Raw genomic sequence first — 18,814 nt, forward strand, 5'->3', positions numbered from 1 at the left:
GCCTTGTAGCCGGCGATGTTGGCCTGCGAAGACAGCACGTCCATGCTCTGCGCGCGCGTGGTGCGAGGAGCAGCTTCGAGCGCGAAGGCGGTGAGGCCCGCCGTCGCGAGGCGCTGCAGGCCGGGTCCATCGAAGGGGTTGAGCATGCCGATGACGACGGTGCCCGTCTTCATCAGCGCGATCTCGGGATCGTTGGGCGAGCGCACCTTGAGCACGACGTCGGCGCCCAAGGCCCCGGCCTGGTCGGTGATCTCGGCACCGGCAGCCTGATAGGCCGCATCGGTGACGCTGGCCGCGACACCCGCGCCCGATTGCACACGGATGACATGACCCTGGGCCACGAGCTTCTTCGCGGTCTCCGGAGTGACGGCGACACGGGTTTCGCCGGTCGAGGATTCCTTGGGCACGCCTATCAGCATTCGATCTCCTCATCGGCAGGGTCGCGCGCACCCATGCCCGACCCATGGGGCCGGGCACAATACGGCGTCGCAGGGGACCCGCGGCAGCGGGCGAATCCAGGGGTCGGCCGCCCTCAGGCGGTCGCGCCCACCTGGTAGAGCTCGACCCGCGTGCCGTCCGGGTCGGTGACGTAGATCGTCAATCCATAGGGCCCATCATGAAGGTCCTGCTGGAACTCCACGTCGGCCTTCATGAGCTTGTCGCGCAGAGCACGCACGTCGTTGACCTCGAAGGCCATGTGATCGATCTGCTGATGCGTCGCGGTCCGGCCGCCCACGATCGCCAAGCCCTGTCGGAAGGCGGTGAACGGGCGTCCGTCCGCGAGCGGCTTCGCGGGTCGGACCGTGAAGCCGAGCTGATCGACGTAGAAGGCCGTCGAACGCGCCACGTCCTGCACCATCATCAGCATATGGCCGTAACCCAGCGTTCGCGGCGCGGACTGCTGCTCGATCCAGCCGCGCATCTCGCTGGAATCGGAGAGCTCGCAAAAGTACTGCTTCCAGACCTTCTTCGCCGTTTCTTCCCAGTCTCCATTGACGCCGGAAATGCAGTCATTGAGCGCAACCACGTCGTAGTCGCGCAGGTAGGCCTCACGGATGCTGGTCTCGACGCAGGCGTTGGTGGTGGTCCCGGCGACGAACAACGTGCGCGTTCCGAGCATCTTCAGCATCATCTCAAGGCGTGTCTCGTAGAAGGCGCCGAAACGGTGCTTGCGGATCACGTAGGCCGGATTGACCGCTGCCAGCGGCTTGAGTTCGTCGACGATCTCTTCGTCCCAAGTGCCGGCGAGCGCCGAGACCTGCTTGCGGCGCGAGGTGTGGCCCGCGAGCACCTTGCGAGCGCGGCTGGCATCGACCGCGAAGTGCTCCTGGACGGTCCAGATCACGGGAATGCCGGCCGCCTGGCAGCGCGGGATCAAGTCGGCGAGCACCGGCACGATCGAGGACAAGCGCTGGGTGTCGACGCCCGAGATGCCCAGCGTGCCCTTGTCATGAATGAAGGCGTTCTGCAGGTCAATGATCAGCAGGGCCGAGGTGCGCGGATCGAGATTGTTGAGAGTCATCAGTTTTCCTTCATGTCGATGCCGAGCACGCCAGCGCGTCCCCAGCTGTCCTTGGGCGTGTCGTGGATCACGACGTGGAGGTGCTCGGGCTTGCAGCCCGCCTGGTCGACCATGGCCTGGGTGATGGCCTTGACCAGATTGCGTTTTTGGTCGACCGTGCGACCTTCCCAGAATTCGACGATCACGAATGGCATGTCAGTGCTCCTCAGGTTGATAACCGGCCCAGCGAGGGACCGTGGGCGAAAAGCCCGTCACGAAGTCGTTGCCTGCGCGGTCCTCGCCGCGCACCATCCAAAGTGGCCGCGTCGCGTAGTTGACGAGCGGCTGCTCCTCCATCGCGATCCAGTTGGCCAGCGCGCGCCCGTCGCGCACGAAGCTGCTGCTGCCGGGCATATAGCGGATCACGAACAGAGGGCCTGCCGCACGTAACGCGGGCAGGTCGGCGGCGATGGCCTCCAGCGCGACACAGGTCACGGGCTGGCTGGCCTCCGGGGCGATCAGCACCACGACGCCGACGCGCGGCATCACAGGCCAATAGCGGCCTTCGCGCCCCTCCTCGACGAAGCGGCGATAGTCGTCCGGATCCAGATGGAGCTCGGTGTCCCACAGCACGATGTCCTTGCCGATCAACGCTTCGACGCCGTCCAGGATCCCGCTGTCCTCGCACAGATCGAGGAAGCACCAGGCATCGGTCAGCACCGAAGCATGCCCCCATGGGTTGTGGATGCCCGACAGGCGCTCCCGCCGCGGCCATGGCCGCCGAGCCGCGAGTTCGCGCGCCGCCGTCTGCATCGCCTCGATGCGCTGTGCCTGGCTCCGCGTCACCGGCGCCACGCTGCCCGTCCATGGCTCGCACAGTCCGGTTTCCATGGTCAGGTCGGCACGGAAAGGCAGCGACCGCGGCCATAGTGGCCCTCGGCGACCTGGCCGTTCTCGTAGACCACATCGCCCCGGGCGACCGTCATGACGGGCCAGCCCTTGAGCTTCCAACCCTCGTAGATGCAGGTGCCCTTGCCCGTATGGCGGACCGTGCGTTCCTCATCGAGGTCGACCAGTACCAGGTCGGCATCGAAGCCGACCTCGATGTTGCCCTTGCGCGGCCAGAGGCCGAAGCGCCGTGCGGGGTTGGCCGAATTGAGCTGGGCCAGCCGCGACACCGACAAGCCGCGCTGGTGCACGCCGAAATGCAGCATCAGCGGTAATTCCCACGGAAAGGACACGACGCCGGGCAGCTCGGTCCAGAGATCCTCGAGCTTCTTCGGCAGGAACGGCACGTGGTCGGTGCCCAGGCTGTAGACCGACCCGTTGAGAATGCCGCGCCACAGGCCCTCCTGCTCCTCCTTGTCGCGCAGCGGCGGCGAGATCTTCGCGCGCATGTCGAGGTCGCTGTCGTAGGCGGTTCGCGTAAGGTAGTGCTGGCAGGTCTCGACGGTGACGTGGATGCCGCGCGCCTGCGCCTCGGCCGCCAGCACCGGGCCCATGCCCACCGAGGTGTGGACCAGGTGCAGCGAACAGCCGGTGCGCTCGGCCAGAAAGATCATGCGGCGGATGGTCTCCACCTCGCAGAAGGCTGGCCGCGATTCGGTGTAGGCCCCGAGATCCTGTCGGCCCGTAGCCTTGAGCTCGTTCTTCATCCATGAGGCGATCTGCGTGTTCTCGCAATGCACGTTGATCACGCCGCCCGGAATCTTCGCGAGGATGCGCATCGCGGCATAGACCCAGCCATCGGTGGCCGGCACGATGCCGATCGGATTGTCCGGCTCATAGCCGAAATAGCACTTGAACGAGCGAACGCCGGTCTTGGCGACGATCTCGGGGATCTCCGCGATGTGCTCCTCGCGCTGAATGCCGAAGTGGAAGCCGAAGTCGATCACCGAATTCTCTTCTCCGAGCGCCTTACGCTCCTCGTAGAAAGGAAGGTAGGAAGGCTTGAGGTTGCGGATGTAGAGCAGCGCGGTCGTAACGCCACCCGAGGCGGCGGCCGCGGTCTCGGTGCGCATGTCCTCGGCATACGGATACTTCACGCCCAGGTGGCAATGCGGGTCTATCAGGCCGGGCATCAGCACGCGGCCGCCGGCGTCGATCTCACGATGGCCCTTGGGCAGGGCAGTGTCGGCGCCGGTGAGCACGATCTTGCCGTCCTTCACGGCGACCCCACCGTGGAATTCACCGTCGTGCCGCACGACGCGTGCGTTTCGAATCACCAGGTCGACGTTGCTCATTGTGTTTCCTTCAGGATGTTGTCGATGCGTCGCTTCACGCCGCTCCACTGGCTGCGTCCGACGGTGATGGGTGCTCGCGCGCCGAGGCCCCGGGCCCAGACGAACTTGAGCTGGAGCGCCTGCGCCGCCTCGCGGTCGATACCGCCCGGCGGCGCTGCCAGGTCGACCAGCAGCGCATGCGAAGGCAGGGTCTCGAGCAGTTCGCGACCGAGCACGCGCGCCGGCACGCTGCTGATCACGATGTCGGTCTCGGGCAGCACCTGCGCCAACTCGCTCAGATCGTGGGGCTCGGCGCCGGCGGCATAGGCGGCGGCGCGCTGCACCGCGTTGCGCGCTGCCACATGCACCCGGGCGCCAAGCGCCAGCAGGGTGTGGGTCACGAGCGAGCCGATGGTGCCCTGCCCCACCAGGCAGACGCGTGACTTGTGAATCGTGATGTCGGTGTTCTCGATCAGGACCTTGAGCATGCCTTCGACGATGGCCGGCCCGCGCAGCAGCATCAGATCCTCGTCCCACTCGTACTCGTGCAGCGTGATGCCGAGCGCCTCGCAATGCGCCTTGAGCTTGGCGTCGGCCCAGCCGAGGATGATGTGCGCGTTCTTTCGCATCGCCGCCAGCATGTCGCTGTCTGGGATGATGCGCTGATCGCATTGCGGGGCGAAGAGCGCGCCGTCGGGCGTGATGCCGGGGATCGGGAACAACGCTACCTGCGCGCCTTCCAGTGCCTCGGCGGCATTGGCACAGCGGCGCACGCCGGCGATGCCCTGCTCGGGCCATGGAAAGCCGTAGGCGCGCACCTCGGCCCCGGCCGCCAGGGCGCAGCGGGCGATCTCCTGCTCGCGTCGGTCACCGCCGACGATCGCGACAACAAGGTTGTTCCAGTTCATGCAGACCTCACACGTTGAATCAGTTCGGCGCTCGACAGACCGGCGATGCCCATGGCTTCGGCGCTGCGACCGCCCTGTCGGTAGTCGATGCCGACCAGGACCTGCGCGAGCGTGAAGAGCGATCGGGCCACCGGCGTCTCGACGCCGGCGATCGCCGCGAGTTCGAGGAAGGGCAGGAGCCCATGGCCGAAGTCCTCGCGGTAATAGCGGTGCTGCAGCGAATCCGGCGCCTTGATGCGCTGGTTGGCCCCGCCGCCAGCGATCGCGGCGACGAAATCCTGAGAGTCGGTGACCGATGGCTCCACGGTGCCGATCAGCTTCATCTCCTCGACCAGATTGGGCAGACGGTGGCCGAAGGCCGCAGCCACGGCGAGCCGCTCGTCGTCGAGCGCCCGCATGGTGCGAGCCACGCCGGGTGTCATGCCCTGCACATAGAAGGTGAAGTCACCATGCGTGGCCTCGACCCAGGCGGCGCCCAGCACCGAGCCCGGCGGATGGAGCACGAGGTTGGCGTTGGCCAACGCGGAGGCCAGCACGTCGCCCACCGGCGAAGCCCCGGGAAACAACTCGCATGCCACGCGCAGCGCCACATCGCCGGCAGGGAGCGCTGCCGCACGGACCTGCTTGGCGCGGCCGGTCACCGTCACGCTGTCGGACTGGCACTTGCGCGCCACGTAGGTCAGTGTCGAGAACTCGGCGATCGGCGGCAGATCGGAACGCACGCCGCGCCAGGCCTGCGCGAAGTCGAGCGCGCCGCCGGTATGGCCAGGATTCAGCACCACCGGCCGGTCGGACGGCCAGCCGGCCTCGGCCAGGGCGCGCGCCACCGGCGCGTGCGAGAAGGTCGGCAAGGTCACCACGGCGGCATCGGCGCCCGCGATCGCCTCGCCGAGCGTGGCCGTGATCAGCCGCGGCCGCGCGATGCCCTCGCCCAACACCCCCGAATAGCGCACGCCACCCAACGCCTGGAATGGCGCCAGGGTCGCGGCCGACCGGTTCCACAGGATCACTTCGTGACCCGCTTGTATGAGCTCGGCGACCGCGGCGGCTCCGCCGGCGCCCGCGCCCAGGATCGAAACTTTCATGTCTGCCTCGCTGTCTGCTCAATGGGCGACGAGCACGCCCTGGGCCTCGAACATCTCGCGCACCTGGCGCACGAAGTGCTGGAAGCTCGGGTTCTCGTGGATGCCGCTCCAGCGGCGCGGCCTCGGGATGTCGATCGTGAGGTCGAGGTCGACGCGGCCGGGCCGCGGCGACATCACGATCACGCGGTCGGCCAGGAACACGGCCTCGTCGATGCCATGGGTAATGAACAGCACCGTGTTGCGCAGCCGCATCCACATGGTCTGCAGGTCCATGATCATCTGCTCGCGGGTCAGCGCATCGAGCGCACCGAAGGGCTCGTCCATCAGCAGCAGGCCGGGCTCCTGGATCAGCGCGCGGCAGATCGCCACGCGCTGGCGCATGCCTCCCGACAGCTCGGACGGGAACTTGTCGGCGAAGCCCTTGAGGCCGACCTGCGCCAGCAGGTCGCGCGCGCGGTCGGCGTAGGCCTTGCGGTCGAGCCCCTTGATCTCGATCGGCAACAGGATGTTGTCGAGGATGCTGCGCCAGTAGAGTAGCAGGTCCGACTGGAACACCACGCCGGCCTTGGGATGAGGCTTCAGCACCAGGTCGCTGTCGATGCTCAGGCTGCCCGAGGACACCGGCGTCAGGCCGGCCAGCAGCGACAGCAGCGTGCTCTTGCCGCAGCCGCTCGGGCCAACGATGGCGACGAAACTGCCGGGGGCGATGTCGAGGTCGACGCGGTCGAGCGCGAGCACGTCGTCGCCCGAGCGCACCTCGTACGACTTGGAGACCCCTTCGATGGTGACGGCGGCGGCGCTGCTCATCGCGTCTCCTTGCGTTTCATGGCGTGCTTCATCATTTGGCGCTTTCACGGTGGAACGACACCTTGCTCTCCACGAGCGCAAGGACGAAATAGAGCAGCACGCCGATCAGCGAGATGGTGACGACGGTCGCGAAGTTGAGGGTGGTGTCGAACTGCGAGTTCGCCTGCAGCTGCAGGTAGCCCAGGCCGCGCTCGGCGGCGATGTACTCGCCGATGATGGCGCCGATGACGGCCAGCGAGATCGCCACCTTGAGACCGCCGAAGATGCTCGGCAGCGCGGCCGGCAGGCGCACCTTGAAGAAGGTCTGCGACTCGCTCGCACCCATCGAGCGCACCATGTTGACCAGCGCCTTGTCGAGCGACTGCAGCCCGACCACGGTCGAGATCACGATCGGGAAGAACGAGATCAGGAACGCCAGACTGATCTTCGGCGCCCAGCCATAGCCGAGGTACAGCACCAGCAGCGGCGCCAGCGCGATCTTCGGCACCGTCTGCAGTGCGACCAGCAACGGATAGACGGCACGCTCGAAAACCTTCGAATAGAAGATCGCCAGCGCCAGCGGAATGCCCACGATGACGCCCGACAGGAAGCCGCCGAGCACCTCGAGCAGCGTGATGTAGGAGTGGGTGGCGAGCAGGTTGAAGTCGGTCACCATCCGCTTGGCGATGGCCAGCGGCGTCGGCAGCACGAACTCCGACAGGCCGGCCAGCGGCACCGCGAACTGCCAGATCAGGAGGATCGCCACCGCCAGCAGCAGCGACGCATAGCGCTCCAGCGGGTTGACGCGCGGCGACTTCTTCTTCACGGTGCGAACGGCGGGCATGGCGACGATCCGGGGATGCTTGAGTTCAGTCATCGTGGCCTCGCCTCACTGCGTCAGCAGGTCGTTGGTGAAGAAGGTCTCGACCGGCTTCGGCGTGCCGATGGCTTCGTCGGTCTTGAGCAGCTCGAGCGCCTGGGCGATGGTCTTCGGCTCGGTCCAGCCGGTCGGCTTGCCGGGCTGCTGCTCGACGGCCTCCATCGTGGCCCGCACCTGGGCCTCGATCACGTCGGCCGAAGGCCCGCCCTGCCAGGCCTTGGCGATCGCAGCGGCCGCCGCCTTCGGGTCCTTGCGCGTGGTATCGATGCCTTCGTTGACCGCTGCCAGGTACCGCTTCAGCACCTCGGGCCTCTTCGCGATCACCGCGTTGCTCGACACCGCGGCCAAGCCCGGGATCGCAAGCCCGTTCGCCGCCAGGTCCAGCGTCGGGAACTTGGTGCCGACACGGGCCTCGATCACCGGCAGGTCGTTGTTCTTGTAGAGGCTCACCATGTCGACCTGCTTTTGCAGGAATTGCGGCACGCGCGACTGCGCGTCCATCTGCACCTTCTTGACCTTGCTGCAATCGACGTGGTTGACGGCGCAGAAGACTGCGAGGTAGGAGGTTCCGGTCTCGCCGACCGAATGCGCCACCGTCTTGCCCTCGATGTCCTTGGGCTTCAGCACCGGCTTGTCGGGATGGGAGATCAGCACCACCGGCGTCTTGGGCTGATAGAGCGCGATGATCTTGATCGGCATGCCTTTCTGGATCGCCGACACCGCGAAGATCGCCGGCATCACCACCACGTCTTCCTGGCCCTGCAGCAGGGCGCCGAGGGCGGCGGGCGCGCCCGCGCCCTCGCCCATGCGCACCGACAAGTCTTTCGCGGCATAGAAGCCGGCTTCCTGCGCCAGATAGAGATGGGCGTACTCGCCCTTGAGCTTCCAGCTGAAGCGCACGTTGACCGGATCGGCGGCCCACGCAGGCGTGGCCATTGCAAAGGCGGCGGCCAAGACTGCGGCGCGCAACCTGGAGGTCATCGAGTTACCCGAAAGATGGAATCGCATGAATTACCTGCCATTTCGTTGAGGGGTGGACGGGATGGACGCTTGCCGTTGCGGCTCGGCCGGCTTAGGGTTGCATCGCTGCAACTCCAGGCGCCTATTGATCACAGAGTGTGATCACACTTATAATCAGCATCAACCGGGTTAACCCCAATCCTTCGCGAAGCCCCCGATCAGAAGAGAACCATCATGCAAAAAACCGCTGAACGTCCGTCGACCAAGACCGCGGAAGAACCAGGCAAACGCGCGCGAGGGAGCGTGCCCGAGGAAGTCTTTCAGCGATTGAGGCGCGGTCTGATGGTCGGTGCCTTCGTGCCCGGCCAACTCATGAGCCTGCGCAAGCTGGCGAGCAGCTTCGGCACCAGCCCGATGCCGATCCGGGAGGCACTGACGCGCTTGGTGGTGATCAATGCGCTCGAAGACACGGCGAGCGGCTCGGTGCGCGTGCCTCACCTCACGCCCAAAAAACTCAATGAGCTGTTCGCACTGCGCGAACTCATCGAAGGCCTTGCCGCCGAGATGGCCTGCCGCAACGTGACGCCGGCCCTGATCGCTCAGCTGACGTCGATCAACCAAGAACTGCTCGACGCGATCGCGAAACGCCACCTGATCGGCTGCCTGTCATCGAACCAGCGCTTCCACTTCACGCTCTACGAAGCCGCCGGCACCGAGGTCTTCATGCCGCTCATCGAGTCGCTGTGGCTGCAGTTCGGCCCGACGATGTATCTCTCTCTGTTGTCGCCCGACATGCCCTGGGACGCCTCTGCGCACGTTGAAATCCTCGAAGGACTGCAAGCCAAGAAGCCCGCGGTCGCGCGGCGCGGCGTGCTGCGTGACATCCGCAACACCGCCTTTTCACTGGCACCCGCGCTGGCCGCACCGCAGACGACGGATCTGCTGAGTGCGCCACTCGATGACATGTACTTCGGCAACTGACCATCCATCACCATGAAAGACTCCAGCACCATGAGCACGCTCGGCCACGACGCCCGCCTCGAACAACTCGGCATCCAGTTGCCCCAGGCGGTCGCACCCGCCGCCAACTACGTGCCCGCGCGCAAGAGCGGCTCATTGGTGTTCATCGCCGGACAGGTGCCCAACGCGAACGGCAAGGACCAGTACGTCGGGCAGGTCGGCGCAGAAGTGACGATCGAAGACGCCCAGAAGGCGGCGCGCCTCTGCGCGATCAACATCCTCGCGCAGTTGCGCACGGCGCTGGGCGGAAGCCTCGATCGCGTGGCCGGCTGCGTACGACTGGGCGGCTTCGTCAATGCCGCGCCGGGCTTCGGCGAGCACCCCAAGGTGATCAACGGCGCTTCCGACCTCATGGTCGAGGTGTTCGGCGAAGCGGGCCGGCATGCACGGGCCGCGGTCGGATGCAGCTCGCTGCCGCGCAACGTCGCGGTCGAGGTGGATGCAATCTTCGAAATCGCCTGACGTGATCCGCACCGAGCCCCGGGCCGACGCCCGCGTCCCGATCCACGTGCTGACCGGCTTCCTTGGCAGCGGCAAGACCACATTGCTGCGCCACCTGCTGGCCGACGACCAGCTCGCCGACACCGCGGTGGTGATCAACGAGTTCGGCGAGGTGGGCCTCGACCACCTGCTGGTGCGTGAGGTCGCCGAAGACGTGGTCCTGCTGAGTTCGGGCTGTCTGTGCTGCTCGGTCCGCGACGACCTGGTGTCGACGCTCGCCGAACTGCACGCCATGATGCGCGCCAAGGAGATTCCGGCCTTCGCGCGGGTCGTCGTCGAGACCACGGGGCTCGCCGATCCCGCTCCGATCATGCAGGCCATCCTGAGCGAAGCCACGTTGGCGCCCTGGTTCAGGCTGGGTCAGGTCGTCACCACGGTGGACGCGGTCAATGGCGAAGGCACGCTGGCGCGCCACCGGGAAGCGCGCCAACAGCTCGCCAACGCCGACCGGCTGATCCTCACCAAGGTCGACTTGGTGGAGAGCTCCGCCTGCGAGCTGGTGATCGGCAAGCTCGGCACGCTCAATCCTTCCGCAACGCTTCGCATGTCGGGCGCCATGCCGCTGCCGGCCGCAGAAATCCTCGACGACACCGGGCCCACCTGGGAGCGACCCGGGCCCACCACGCTGCCGCCGCTCGCCTCGACCCGTGGGCCTGCGATCCCCTTTTCCACCGGCCACGACGACGCCATCAAGACCTTCACGGTCGCGCTGCAGCAGCCGGTCGACTGGGCCGCCTTCGTCGATTGGCTCGAGCTGTTGCTCGCGAGCCGTGGCGATTCGATCTTGCGCGTGAAGGGACTGCTGTCGATCGCCGGTCGCGAGGGCCCGGCCGTGGTTCAGGGCGTGCAGCACGTGCTCTATCCGGTCGAGCACATGCCGGCATGGCCCCAAGGTTCCGAGGCGCCCGGCTGGATCGTCTTCATCGCGCGCGACCTCACGCATAGCGCCATCGAGAATTCAATCCGGGGTGTCTACGAAGGGTGACTCGCCTGAAGCCGCTGCCGTGTCGACGGCCTGTCCGTGGCGCAGCAGGATGCGACCAGCCGGGCGCCGCGCCAGCGCATCGTCGAAGGAGGCCGCGGGAACCAGCAGCAGGTCCGCGGCGTCGCCGGTCTCGATGCCGCGCCGGCCGCCGCAGATCAGACCCGAGAGCGCCTGTGCGTCATCCACGTGGGTGGCCATTGCGCCGACCAAACCGGTCTCGAGCATGTCGGCGTCGCCGAAGGGAAAGAACCAGTCCCTGACGTTGTCGGTGCCGAAGCGGACCGCCACGCCGGCCCGCAGGGCCTCGGCGACCGGCGCCAGGTCCCGCACGCGCGGCGAATCGCTGCCACGCGCCTGCAGATCGACCGCCACTTCCAGCGCCAGCGCCGCATCCAGCAGCGCGTCGAGCGATTGCGCCGGGCGCGCGCAAAGAGCGGGCACGGCGCCGATCAGGCTGGCGCCGCGAGCGACCGCGGCGGCGAAAAGCGCCTGCGTCCCAGGATCGGCCGGGTCGGCGGCGGCACTCGCGAATGCGACGATCTCGACGTCCAGCGCCGCGGCGACCTCACCGGCGGCCGCCCGCACGCCATCGATGGCGCGCATGCCGGTCACGCCATCGATGTCGGTGTGGGTGCGGACCGCGGACACGCCGTGCCGCATCGAGCGCTGGAAGAATTTCAGTGCCCGGGCATGGATGTCTTGCGCGGACGCCACCAGCCGCTCCTTGCGAGCCGACGTCACGGCATCGCCCAGCGACGACGGCCGCAGCAGGGGCGCCGCGAAGGCACGGTTGGCGTGCGCGTGCGAATTGACCAGCGAGGGCATCGCCAGCCAGCGCGCCGGCGCCGCGCCCTGCGCCGGCCGGATCCCGGAGACGCAACCTTCGACAAGTTCGAGATCGAAGGCGCCAGCCCGGTCGGCGAGCGCGACGCCCAGCAGGTTTCGCGGCATCAGTTGCCGTTGTCGTAGAGCGTCGTGGTGGTCTCGACTTCCTCGTCGTTGAGGCCCGCGCGCTCGACGGCGGCGGCCGCTAGCTCGCGTGCCTTGCGCCGCAAGGCCGGCTCGTCGACGCTGTGCACCTTGCCGTCGCTGTAGAGGGTCTTGCCATCCACCCAAGTCTGGGTGATCGAGGCGGTCGATGCCGAAAACACCAGTGCCTGCAGCGGGTCGTGGTAGGGCGTCCATTCGACGTGGTCGAGGTCGAACAGGATGAAGTCGGCCTTCTTGCCGATCTCGAGCGAACCGATGTCGTGGTCCCACATCGCGGCCTTGGCGCCGTCGATGGTGGCGGCACGCAATGCCTGCCGTGCCGTGAAGACATCGGGCTTCATGCGCGCATCCTTGAACATGCCGGCGACGATCAACATCTGCCGCATCAGGTTCATGTTGCCGGCGGCCGAGACGCCGTCGGTGCCCAGGCCGACCGTGACACCGGCGTTCACCATTTCCGGGTACTTGCCGATCGCGGTCGCGCCCTTGCCGAGCTTGAACGACGAGCAGGGACAGAACGCCACCTTGGCGCCGCGCCGCGCCAGCAGCTGCACTTCCTCGTCGCTGACGGCCGCGCCGTGCGCGATCACCAGATTGGAGCCGATGCCGCCTGCCCGGTCGATGCGTGTGATCGGCCAGCAGCCGTGCTTCTCCTCGCAGACCCTGGCTTCCTCGATCGAGGTGGCGAGGTGGTAGGTGGTACCGACGCCGAGCCGCTCGGCCAGCTTCTGGGCACCCACGTGCAGTTCGAGCGTGCAGGGTTCCTTGCCTTCGATGTTGACCCAGCAGCGCACCCTGCCGTCCAGCGCGCCGTCGTACTTGCGCACGCAGGCCTCGAGCTCGGCCAGCGCCGCTTCCGCGCTGGGGAAGAAGTGATGGTCTGCCATCTCCTGGGTCCAGCCGCGCGGCAGTTCGGGCGGCGGGTTGTCGGCCGCGTGACGGCCCGTGACGCCGCGGATGCCGGTCAGCTCCATCGCCCTCACCGTGATGCCGGGGTCGTATTGAGACCCCATGTCGATAAAGCAGGTGGTGCCGTTGCGCAGCATCTCAGTGATGCCGAGCAGCGCGCCCCAGTACTCGTCTTCCTCGGTGATGTGCGCGTAGAAGGGCTTGGCCCAATGAAAGACCCAGGCGCGGGTCGTGAGGTTGTCCGGAAACACGGCGCGCGACAGGGTCTCCGACAGGTGGACGTGGCTGTCGACAAATCCCGGGCAGATGCCCAGCATGCGGCCGTCGATCACACGGTCGAAGTGCCCGTCGCGATGTCGATCGGCGACCGCGGAAGCCGGGCCGATGTCGGCGATGCGGTCATTCTCGATCAGGATGCTGGCATCGCGCAGCACCGTGTCATCGGCATCGACGAGAAAGGCGAACTGAAGGTGCTCGATGAGCGTGCGCATGGCGAATGTCTCCTGTTGAATGAACTGATGAGGCTGCGTCTCAGCCGTTCACGACCAGCAACTTGTCGGTATCGGCATAGTCCGACAGCAGCTCGCAGCCGTTGGCCGTGACCAGCAACATGTCCTTGTTCTGCATGCCGAATCCATGGCCCGTTTCATAGCACAGAGGCTCGAAGCCCAGCACCATGCCCTCCTCGATCACCGCATCGCTGCCAGGCCTGCCCAGCACGGGTGTCTTGCCGAGATAGGGGTCCTCGTGCAAGTGCAGGCCGATGCCATGACCTACGAAGGAGATGGGCGGCAGGTCCAGTTCGGCCAGCTTGGCGATGAAAGCGTCGTAGATCGCGCGACAGCTGGCACCCGGCTTGACCATCTTCATGATCTGGTACTTGCAATCGACCAGGTGTTGCCAGATGGCCTCGGCCTTCGGCGGTGCCTCGTGCACGACCGCGGTGCGACAGACGCCGGCCTGGTAGCCATCGATGACCGAGAAGATCTCGACCCGGCAGACATCGCGTGGTTTCAGCCGACGGTCACTCGGGCCGACGTTGGGCAGCACGCTGCGCTCGCCGGTCGCGATGATCATGAGCTTGAAATGCTCCGCCCCCAGCGCGTAGACATTCCGCGTGAGATGCCCGGCGATGTCCAGTTCCGAGTCGCCGGCCTTGACCGAGGCGAGCGCGTCCGTGATGGCCTGGTCGGCGATCCGCGAGAGCCGCCGAAGCAGCGCGATCTCGTCCGGCGTCTTGATCTGGCGCAGGCGGGCGAGGATCTGCTCGCAAGCGACAATGCGGGCCTCGGGCAGCGCCTTCTGCAGCCGGGCCAGGTCCCCGGCCGGCAGGTAGTCCATCTCGATGCCGATGCGTGCCCTGGCCAGGCCAAGCGAGCGCAGTTGGTCGGCCAGCACCACCATCGCGTCGTCCGTGAACTCGGCCCAGATTCGGGTCGGCACCTCGGGCGCATGGCGCCGCACGGTGCTGGCCTCCATGTCGACCGAGAACAGTTCGGTGCGACTGTCGGCCGTGACGATCGCCATCGCGTGGCGATGCCGGATCAGCGGCTGCGAGGGCACGACGAAGCCGGTCGCGTAGGCATAGTTTTCAGGGGAACACGACACCATGGCGTCGAGTTGATGGTCGGCGATCGCCTTGATCTGCCGCTCGATGATTGCTTTGCGCATCTGGAACCTTCGGTGGTGGAGTGTGGGGGAATGCGGAGCTCCGCCTTCAGTCGTGGACCGTGTACTTTTCAATCTTGCCGAGGTCGACCTCGATGCCCATGCCAGGCGCGGTGGGCACTTCGATGCCGCCATCGACCAGCTTCATGGGTTGGGCGATCAGGTCGTCGCGGTAGTAGATGCCGCCGATCTGGCCGTTCTGCCACTCGGCCGGCGTCGATACTGGAACCACGCAGGACAGCGTCGCGGCGGGCGCGGCCGCGGCCAGATGAATGTTGGCAAGGTTGCCGACGCCGGTCTCGACCGAGCCGTTGACGTTGCAGATGATGCCGGCGGCGCGGCACACGGCCGCGACCTCCATTGCCTTGTAGAGCCCGCCCGGCTTCGTGCTGTAGATCGAAACGATCTGCGCCGCGCGCCGTTCGCTGATCTGGATCACGTCGTGCGCATTCCAGGCCGACTCGTCGGCCATGACTGGCGGGTCGATGGCCCGGGCCACCTCGGCAATGCGCTCGATTCCCATGACCGGTTGCTCGACGTACTTGAGGCGGTAGGGCTCCATCGCGCGCACCGTGGCAATCGCCTCACCGGGCGTGGCATAGCCCTCGTTGGCGTCGACGCAGAGTTCCACGCCATCGCCCACGGTCGCGCGGATGGTGCGCACTATGTCGATGTCGCGCCGGGGGTCGCCGCCGATCTTGATCTTGATCGTCCGGATGCCTTCCGCTGCCGCCTGGGCGACCTCCTTCTCCGCTTCGGCAACGGAGATCAGGCCGATCGAATGCGTGACCATGATCCGGGATCGCGCCTTGCCGCCGAGCAGCACGTGCACCGGCACGCCCAGCCAGCGGCCCGTCAGGTCGTAGGCCGCGAAATCGAGCGCAGCCTTGGCATAGGGGTAGCCGCGGATGACGACGTCCATGCGGGCGTGCATCTCGGCGAAGTTGCCGAGTTCGACGCCGACCAGCGCGGGCGCCAGGTACTTCTCGATCACCGTCTTGGCAATCAGCGTCGATTCGCCGAAGTAGCGGCCGAACTCTCCGCCCCAGTCCTTGAGCGCAGGCGCCTCGCCCCAGCCGACGCGGCCCTCGCTGTCGACCATGCGTGTCAGCAGGTAGCGGCCGATCGGCTCCGTGAGACCGGTCCATTTGTGTTCGCGTCGCGTAGGCAGTTGGACCAGCAGCGTCTCGACGGACTGAATCGTTGGCATCGTTGAACTCCTCGCATGGGTGGATCTGAACGCCGCAGTGAGCCTGCATATTGCGTGTGATCACAGTGTGTGATCAAATATTGTGATTGTCAATAGCGAATGCCTTGGCAGAATCGAAGCGCAGCGAAACCAGAGGAACGCCCATGCTTGTGGAGATCACCAACTACTACGCGCTCGAAGGCCAGGTCGAAGCCGTGCTCGCCCAACGCGTACGCGCGAGCGAACTGAGAGTGCGGCTGGGCTTGCCACCGGGTCGCATCTACCAGAAGGTGGAAGGCGCGGGTCCGGACGTGCGATGGGAGTGCATCTTCGAGACGCGCGCCGCCTTCGACGCCGACATCGCCAGCCGCGCAGCATCCATCGAGTTCACCCGCATGCGGCAGGAGATGCACACGCTGCTGGAGAAGTTCGAACGCAATCTTCAGGAACTGGTTGGAGCAAGCTGGCCAACCGACGTCCCGTCGAATCGACTCTTCAAGAACCGACCTGAGGTGCTTTCTAGAGCGGCTTTTTTGGAGCGGGACAGCGCCTCCACGTATCTGCACGGCGACTGCACAAAAGGCTCGCCTTCTGAAGCGGAGGCAGCACGCACCGCGCTGGGCGCTCTTCCCAACAGGCGCTGCAGGCCGAGGTAGCTGCGCACCGCGCCGCCGCCGCCGCCTGGTCGCGCGAGCATCAAGCGTCTCAGGTCGAGCTGGCCATCCTGCGCGAGCGCGCCGCCGGCTTCGAGCAGCGGGCAACCGACTTCGCCTCCCAGCTTTCAGCGCCACCAGGAGCAGTCGGAGCGCGAGATCGCACAGCTCCACGAGAGCCAAGCTTCGTCGATGGCTGCGCTGCGCCAGCTCGAAGCCCACCGACAAGGCAACGAAGCCGCACCGCCCTTGCGCCCCGGAAAATCGTCCAAGTGAGCTCCCTTCTTTGGGTTGCGGTGTTCGGCCAGCCCATGGAATTAGATAGCTTTTCGGGGGCAAGCTCATTTGGCCCTATCGCGCTATAGCCACGGCTGACGCGTGTCCCATCTCCGCAGCAATGATGGGGCAGCCGATGTCAACGAATTCGGCAATCCTCAGCAACTTCACGATCGCGCCCGAGTCATAGTTGGCGAACGTTGGACGGGTCCAAGGGCAAGAAATCCACGTGCAACCAATCCAGCGGCGCGTGGACTTGTCGCAGGACATGCTGGCCCAGTCACAGACCGCGCCCCTGCCCCCTCGGGCATCCGAGCTCGTCACTGCTGCATTTGCTCCGTACCGGTCTGTATCGGTCAGCACGAGCGCCAGGGGCCGCTTCGGAAATAGTGCGGATCGGCAACTACGACTCGTTCACTTGCAACCCTTACCTGTGTCCTGGGATGGTTCGTCGGCGTGGAAGAATCCGGCCTCCTTGAGGTTGCGCAGCGCAATATCCAGGATTCGCGCCGTTGTCTCGCTGCGGTGGTGCGCTCTGCCGTCGAGCCAAGCAATCATTCTTTCGGCCAGAATGTCCAGAGCAGATCTGCGGCAATTGGGGACCGTGATGAATGGGCATGGGAAAGAAGCTAGACGCCAGCGAGTGCGGCATGGCGAACCCGATCATGTTCCGCGCCGCAGTTGAATACGATCGTGAGATCGCGCGCATCCGCTGCGACGCCTCGAGCATCTCGAATGCACGGGAGTGCAGGGTCTTTCCGGCCAGGGTGCGCCGGATCGGCGAACGGCTGCGGTCCACCAGGTCTGTGCCCGCCCAGTGCTCCAGCGCCCGAATGCGCCGGGCAAAAGCGGATTGCTTCGTGCGGCGCAATTGCGCGGGGGAGATGCCTGTGGCTTGTGCTTGCGTGACTATGCAACCAATGCCGCGGACAAGGCCTGTGCCAGATCCTCTCGCAAATCGTCAACGCTCTCCAGGCCGACCGAAAAACGCAGCAGATGTCCGGCATAGCTCTGCTTGCCGCTGCGAATGCTTCCCATGTCATAGGGCATGACCAGGCTCATGGGTCCGCCCCAGGAGAGGCCAATCCCGAACAATTGAAGACCGTCGCAGAAGGCATCGACTTGCGCGGGGGTACGGGATTCGTCGATGAGCACCGAGAAGAGACCGGCGGCTGCGCTGCAGTGCGTTGCCCAGTGCTCGTGACCAGGGCAGGATTCCAGAGCGGGATGCAGGACCCTGCTGACGCCGTCCTGTCCGGCCAACCAGGAGGCAAGCGCTCGAGCCGTAGCGTCATGCAGGTCATAGCGAGCCTTGATGGATGCCAACCCCCGCAGCACCAGCTCCGCATCGTTGGCGCCCACGCCCATGCCCAGGTCCAGGTAGGCGACGCGGAGCTTGTCGTGCAGCTTGTCGTCGTTGGTGATGATCGATCCCATCAGAACATCGGCACCGCCTGAAGGGTACTTGGTCAGCGCGTGGACGCTGATGTCCACGCCCATTTCGAAAGGGGCGAAAGCGATGCCCGCACCCCAGGTGTTATCGAGCCCGACGGCCGCGCCCGCCTTCTTGGCCGTTGCCACCAATGCGCGAAGGTCCGGAAATTCCATGGTGATCGATCCTGGCGCCTCGACCCAGACGAGCTTGGTACGCCCGCTGAGCTTGGCCCGCAGATCGGTGACGTCCAAGGGGTCGTAGCACTGATGGGAGATGCCCAGCTGTGAGAGGGTCGCACGTGCATGGCGCAGCGAGGGCCCATAGACGTTGCTGGGCAGAAGCACCTCGTCGCCGCTCGACAGCAAGCTGAGGTTGACCACGGCAATGGCCGCTTGCCCGCTCGGGCAGAGCAGGCAGTGCCTGCCGCCTTCGAGCGTACACAGGCGCTGTTCAAGCGTGTACGTTGTCGGCGTGCCATAGAGTCCGTAGCTGTACCCGTCGCGGTGGCCGAATGCCTTGGCACGTTCGCGCACCGTTGCCGCGTTGGGGAACAAGACCGTCGATCCCTTGAACACGCCCGGGGGAACCGCCTGATAGTCGGCCGGCGGGAGGTAGTCATGGTGGATCAGCTTGGTGCTGATGTCTTTAGACATGGCGAAAAACTCTTCTGCAGATCGGGGTCTTAAATGTATCGAATCAGGAGGCTACCGCCCCTGCGCGGAGCTGGGGAAATTGCATGTCGGATTGCGTCTATGTGGCAACGCAGCACGTCGCGAAGCCACGCTGCGCAGCCTGTAGCCGCCGGGACTGGCCACGTCACGCTCACGCCGATCGCGCCGCGCCTGA

At 66.1% G+C, this 18,814-nt stretch carries 19 protein-coding genes; 4 read left to right on the top strand and 15 right to left on the bottom strand.

All coding sequences use genetic code 11. The features are described 5' to 3' along the window. The 10 genes from AC1D3B_RS28425 to AC1D3B_RS28470 all read right to left on the bottom strand — a co-directional run. The coding region (locus AC1D3B_RS28425; RefSeq protein WP_478194019.1) for a Rossmann-fold NAD(P)-binding domain-containing protein at positions 1-419 on the bottom strand (419 nt) is incomplete at its 3' end. A gap of 113 nt (positions 420-532) precedes the next feature. Further along, positions 533-1,522, bottom strand: a complete 990-nt coding sequence (locus AC1D3B_RS28430; protein WP_478194020.1) for an isochorismatase family protein — start codon at positions 1,520-1,522, stop codon at positions 533-535. Continuing rightward, positions 1,522-1,716, bottom strand: coding sequence for a 2-hydroxymuconate tautomerase (locus tag AC1D3B_RS28435; RefSeq protein ID WP_478194021.1), 195 nt, complete (start codon positions 1,714-1,716; stop codon positions 1,522-1,524). The genes AC1D3B_RS28430 and AC1D3B_RS28435 overlap by 1 nt, the downstream gene beginning before the upstream one ends. 1 nt (position 1,717) lies before the next feature. Then, positions 1,718-2,392 (bottom strand): hypothetical protein, encoded by a 675-nt coding sequence (locus AC1D3B_RS28440; RefSeq protein WP_478194022.1) that lies wholly within the window; start codon positions 2,390-2,392, stop codon positions 1,718-1,720. 2 nt (positions 2,393-2,394) lie between these two features. After that, positions 2,395-3,744 carry a dihydroorotase gene (locus tag AC1D3B_RS28445; RefSeq protein ID WP_478194023.1) on the bottom strand — a complete coding sequence of 450 codons (1,350 nt, stop codon included), beginning with the start codon at positions 3,742-3,744 and terminating at the stop codon, positions 2,395-2,397. Then, positions 3,741-4,631 (bottom strand): dipicolinate synthase subunit DpsA, encoded by an 891-nt coding sequence (locus tag AC1D3B_RS28450; RefSeq protein WP_478194024.1) that lies wholly within the window; start codon positions 4,629-4,631, stop codon positions 3,741-3,743. The genes AC1D3B_RS28445 and AC1D3B_RS28450 overlap by 4 nt, the downstream gene beginning before the upstream one ends. Next, entirely contained in the window at positions 4,628-5,716 is a 1,089-nt protein-coding gene (locus AC1D3B_RS28455) for an NAD/NADP octopine/nopaline dehydrogenase family protein (RefSeq protein ID WP_478194025.1), read from the bottom strand. Before AC1D3B_RS28455 ends, AC1D3B_RS28450 begins: the two co-directional genes overlap by 4 nt. Before the next feature lie 18 nt (positions 5,717-5,734). Beyond that, positions 5,735-6,523, bottom strand: a complete 789-nt coding sequence (locus tag AC1D3B_RS28460) for an ABC transporter ATP-binding protein (protein ID WP_478194026.1) — start codon at positions 6,521-6,523, stop codon at positions 5,735-5,737. 31 nt (positions 6,524-6,554) lie between these two features. After that, positions 6,555-7,379: an ABC transporter permease gene (locus AC1D3B_RS28465; RefSeq protein ID WP_478194027.1), complete on the bottom strand. Its 825-nt coding sequence runs from the start codon at positions 7,377-7,379 to the stop codon at positions 6,555-6,557. A gap of 12 nt (positions 7,380-7,391) precedes the next feature. Beyond that, positions 7,392-8,363 (bottom strand): ABC transporter substrate-binding protein, encoded by a 972-nt coding sequence (locus tag AC1D3B_RS28470; RefSeq protein WP_478194028.1) that lies wholly within the window; start codon positions 8,361-8,363, stop codon positions 7,392-7,394. A 213-nt stretch (positions 8,364-8,576) separates the two neighbouring features. Between AC1D3B_RS28470 and AC1D3B_RS28475 the strand changes: the two genes are divergently transcribed. The 3 genes from AC1D3B_RS28475 to AC1D3B_RS28485 are packed head-to-tail and all read left to right on the top strand — an operon-like array spanning position 8,577 to position 10,848. Then, positions 8,577-9,323: a GntR family transcriptional regulator gene (locus AC1D3B_RS28475; RefSeq protein ID WP_478194029.1), complete on the top strand. Its 747-nt coding sequence runs from the start codon at positions 8,577-8,579 to the stop codon at positions 9,321-9,323. 12 nt (positions 9,324-9,335) lie between these two features. Then, positions 9,336-9,824, top strand: coding sequence for a RidA family protein (locus AC1D3B_RS28480; RefSeq protein WP_478194030.1), 489 nt, complete (start codon positions 9,336-9,338; stop codon positions 9,822-9,824). Continuing rightward, complete coding sequence (locus AC1D3B_RS28485; RefSeq protein WP_478194031.1) at positions 9,802-10,848, top strand: CobW family GTP-binding protein; 1,047 nt, start codon at positions 9,802-9,804, stop codon at positions 10,846-10,848. Before AC1D3B_RS28480 ends, AC1D3B_RS28485 begins: the two co-directional genes overlap by 23 nt. Here the strand turns inward: AC1D3B_RS28485 and AC1D3B_RS28490 are convergent. The 4 genes from AC1D3B_RS28490 to AC1D3B_RS28505 are packed head-to-tail and all read right to left on the bottom strand — an operon-like array spanning position 10,822 to position 15,625. Beyond that, complete coding sequence (locus AC1D3B_RS28490) at positions 10,822-11,799, bottom strand: amidohydrolase family protein (RefSeq protein WP_478194032.1); 978 nt, start codon at positions 11,797-11,799, stop codon at positions 10,822-10,824. The genes AC1D3B_RS28485 and AC1D3B_RS28490 overlap by 27 nt on opposite strands. Continuing rightward, positions 11,799-13,238, bottom strand: a complete 1,440-nt coding sequence (locus tag AC1D3B_RS28495; RefSeq protein ID WP_478194033.1) for an amidohydrolase family protein — start codon at positions 13,236-13,238, stop codon at positions 11,799-11,801. The genes AC1D3B_RS28490 and AC1D3B_RS28495 overlap by 1 nt, the downstream gene beginning before the upstream one ends. 40 nt (positions 13,239-13,278) lie before the next feature. Then, positions 13,279-14,418: a M24 family metallopeptidase gene (locus tag AC1D3B_RS28500; protein ID WP_478194034.1), complete on the bottom strand. Its 1,140-nt coding sequence runs from the start codon at positions 14,416-14,418 to the stop codon at positions 13,279-13,281. 46 nt (positions 14,419-14,464) lie between these two features. Then, positions 14,465-15,625: a mandelate racemase/muconate lactonizing enzyme family protein gene (locus AC1D3B_RS28505; RefSeq protein WP_478194035.1), complete on the bottom strand. Its 1,161-nt coding sequence runs from the start codon at positions 15,623-15,625 to the stop codon at positions 14,465-14,467. A gap of 143 nt (positions 15,626-15,768) precedes the next feature. Here AC1D3B_RS28505 and AC1D3B_RS28510 point away from each other — a divergent pair, with 143 nt between their 5' ends. Further along, positions 15,769-16,260: a hypothetical protein gene (locus AC1D3B_RS28510; RefSeq protein ID WP_478194036.1), complete on the top strand. Its 492-nt coding sequence runs from the start codon at positions 15,769-15,771 to the stop codon at positions 16,258-16,260. A gap of 1,182 nt (positions 16,261-17,442) precedes the next feature. Here the strand turns inward: AC1D3B_RS28510 and AC1D3B_RS28515 are convergent. Next, the gene (locus tag AC1D3B_RS28515; RefSeq protein ID WP_478194037.1) at positions 17,443-18,621 is read right to left on the bottom strand and encodes a PLP-dependent transferase; all 1,179 of its coding nucleotides are present in this window, start codon (positions 18,619-18,621) and stop codon (positions 17,443-17,445) included. Positions 18,622-18,814: the final 193 nt, after the last annotated feature.

It is taken from the genome of Variovorax sp. P5_A3 (assembly GCF_056400665.1).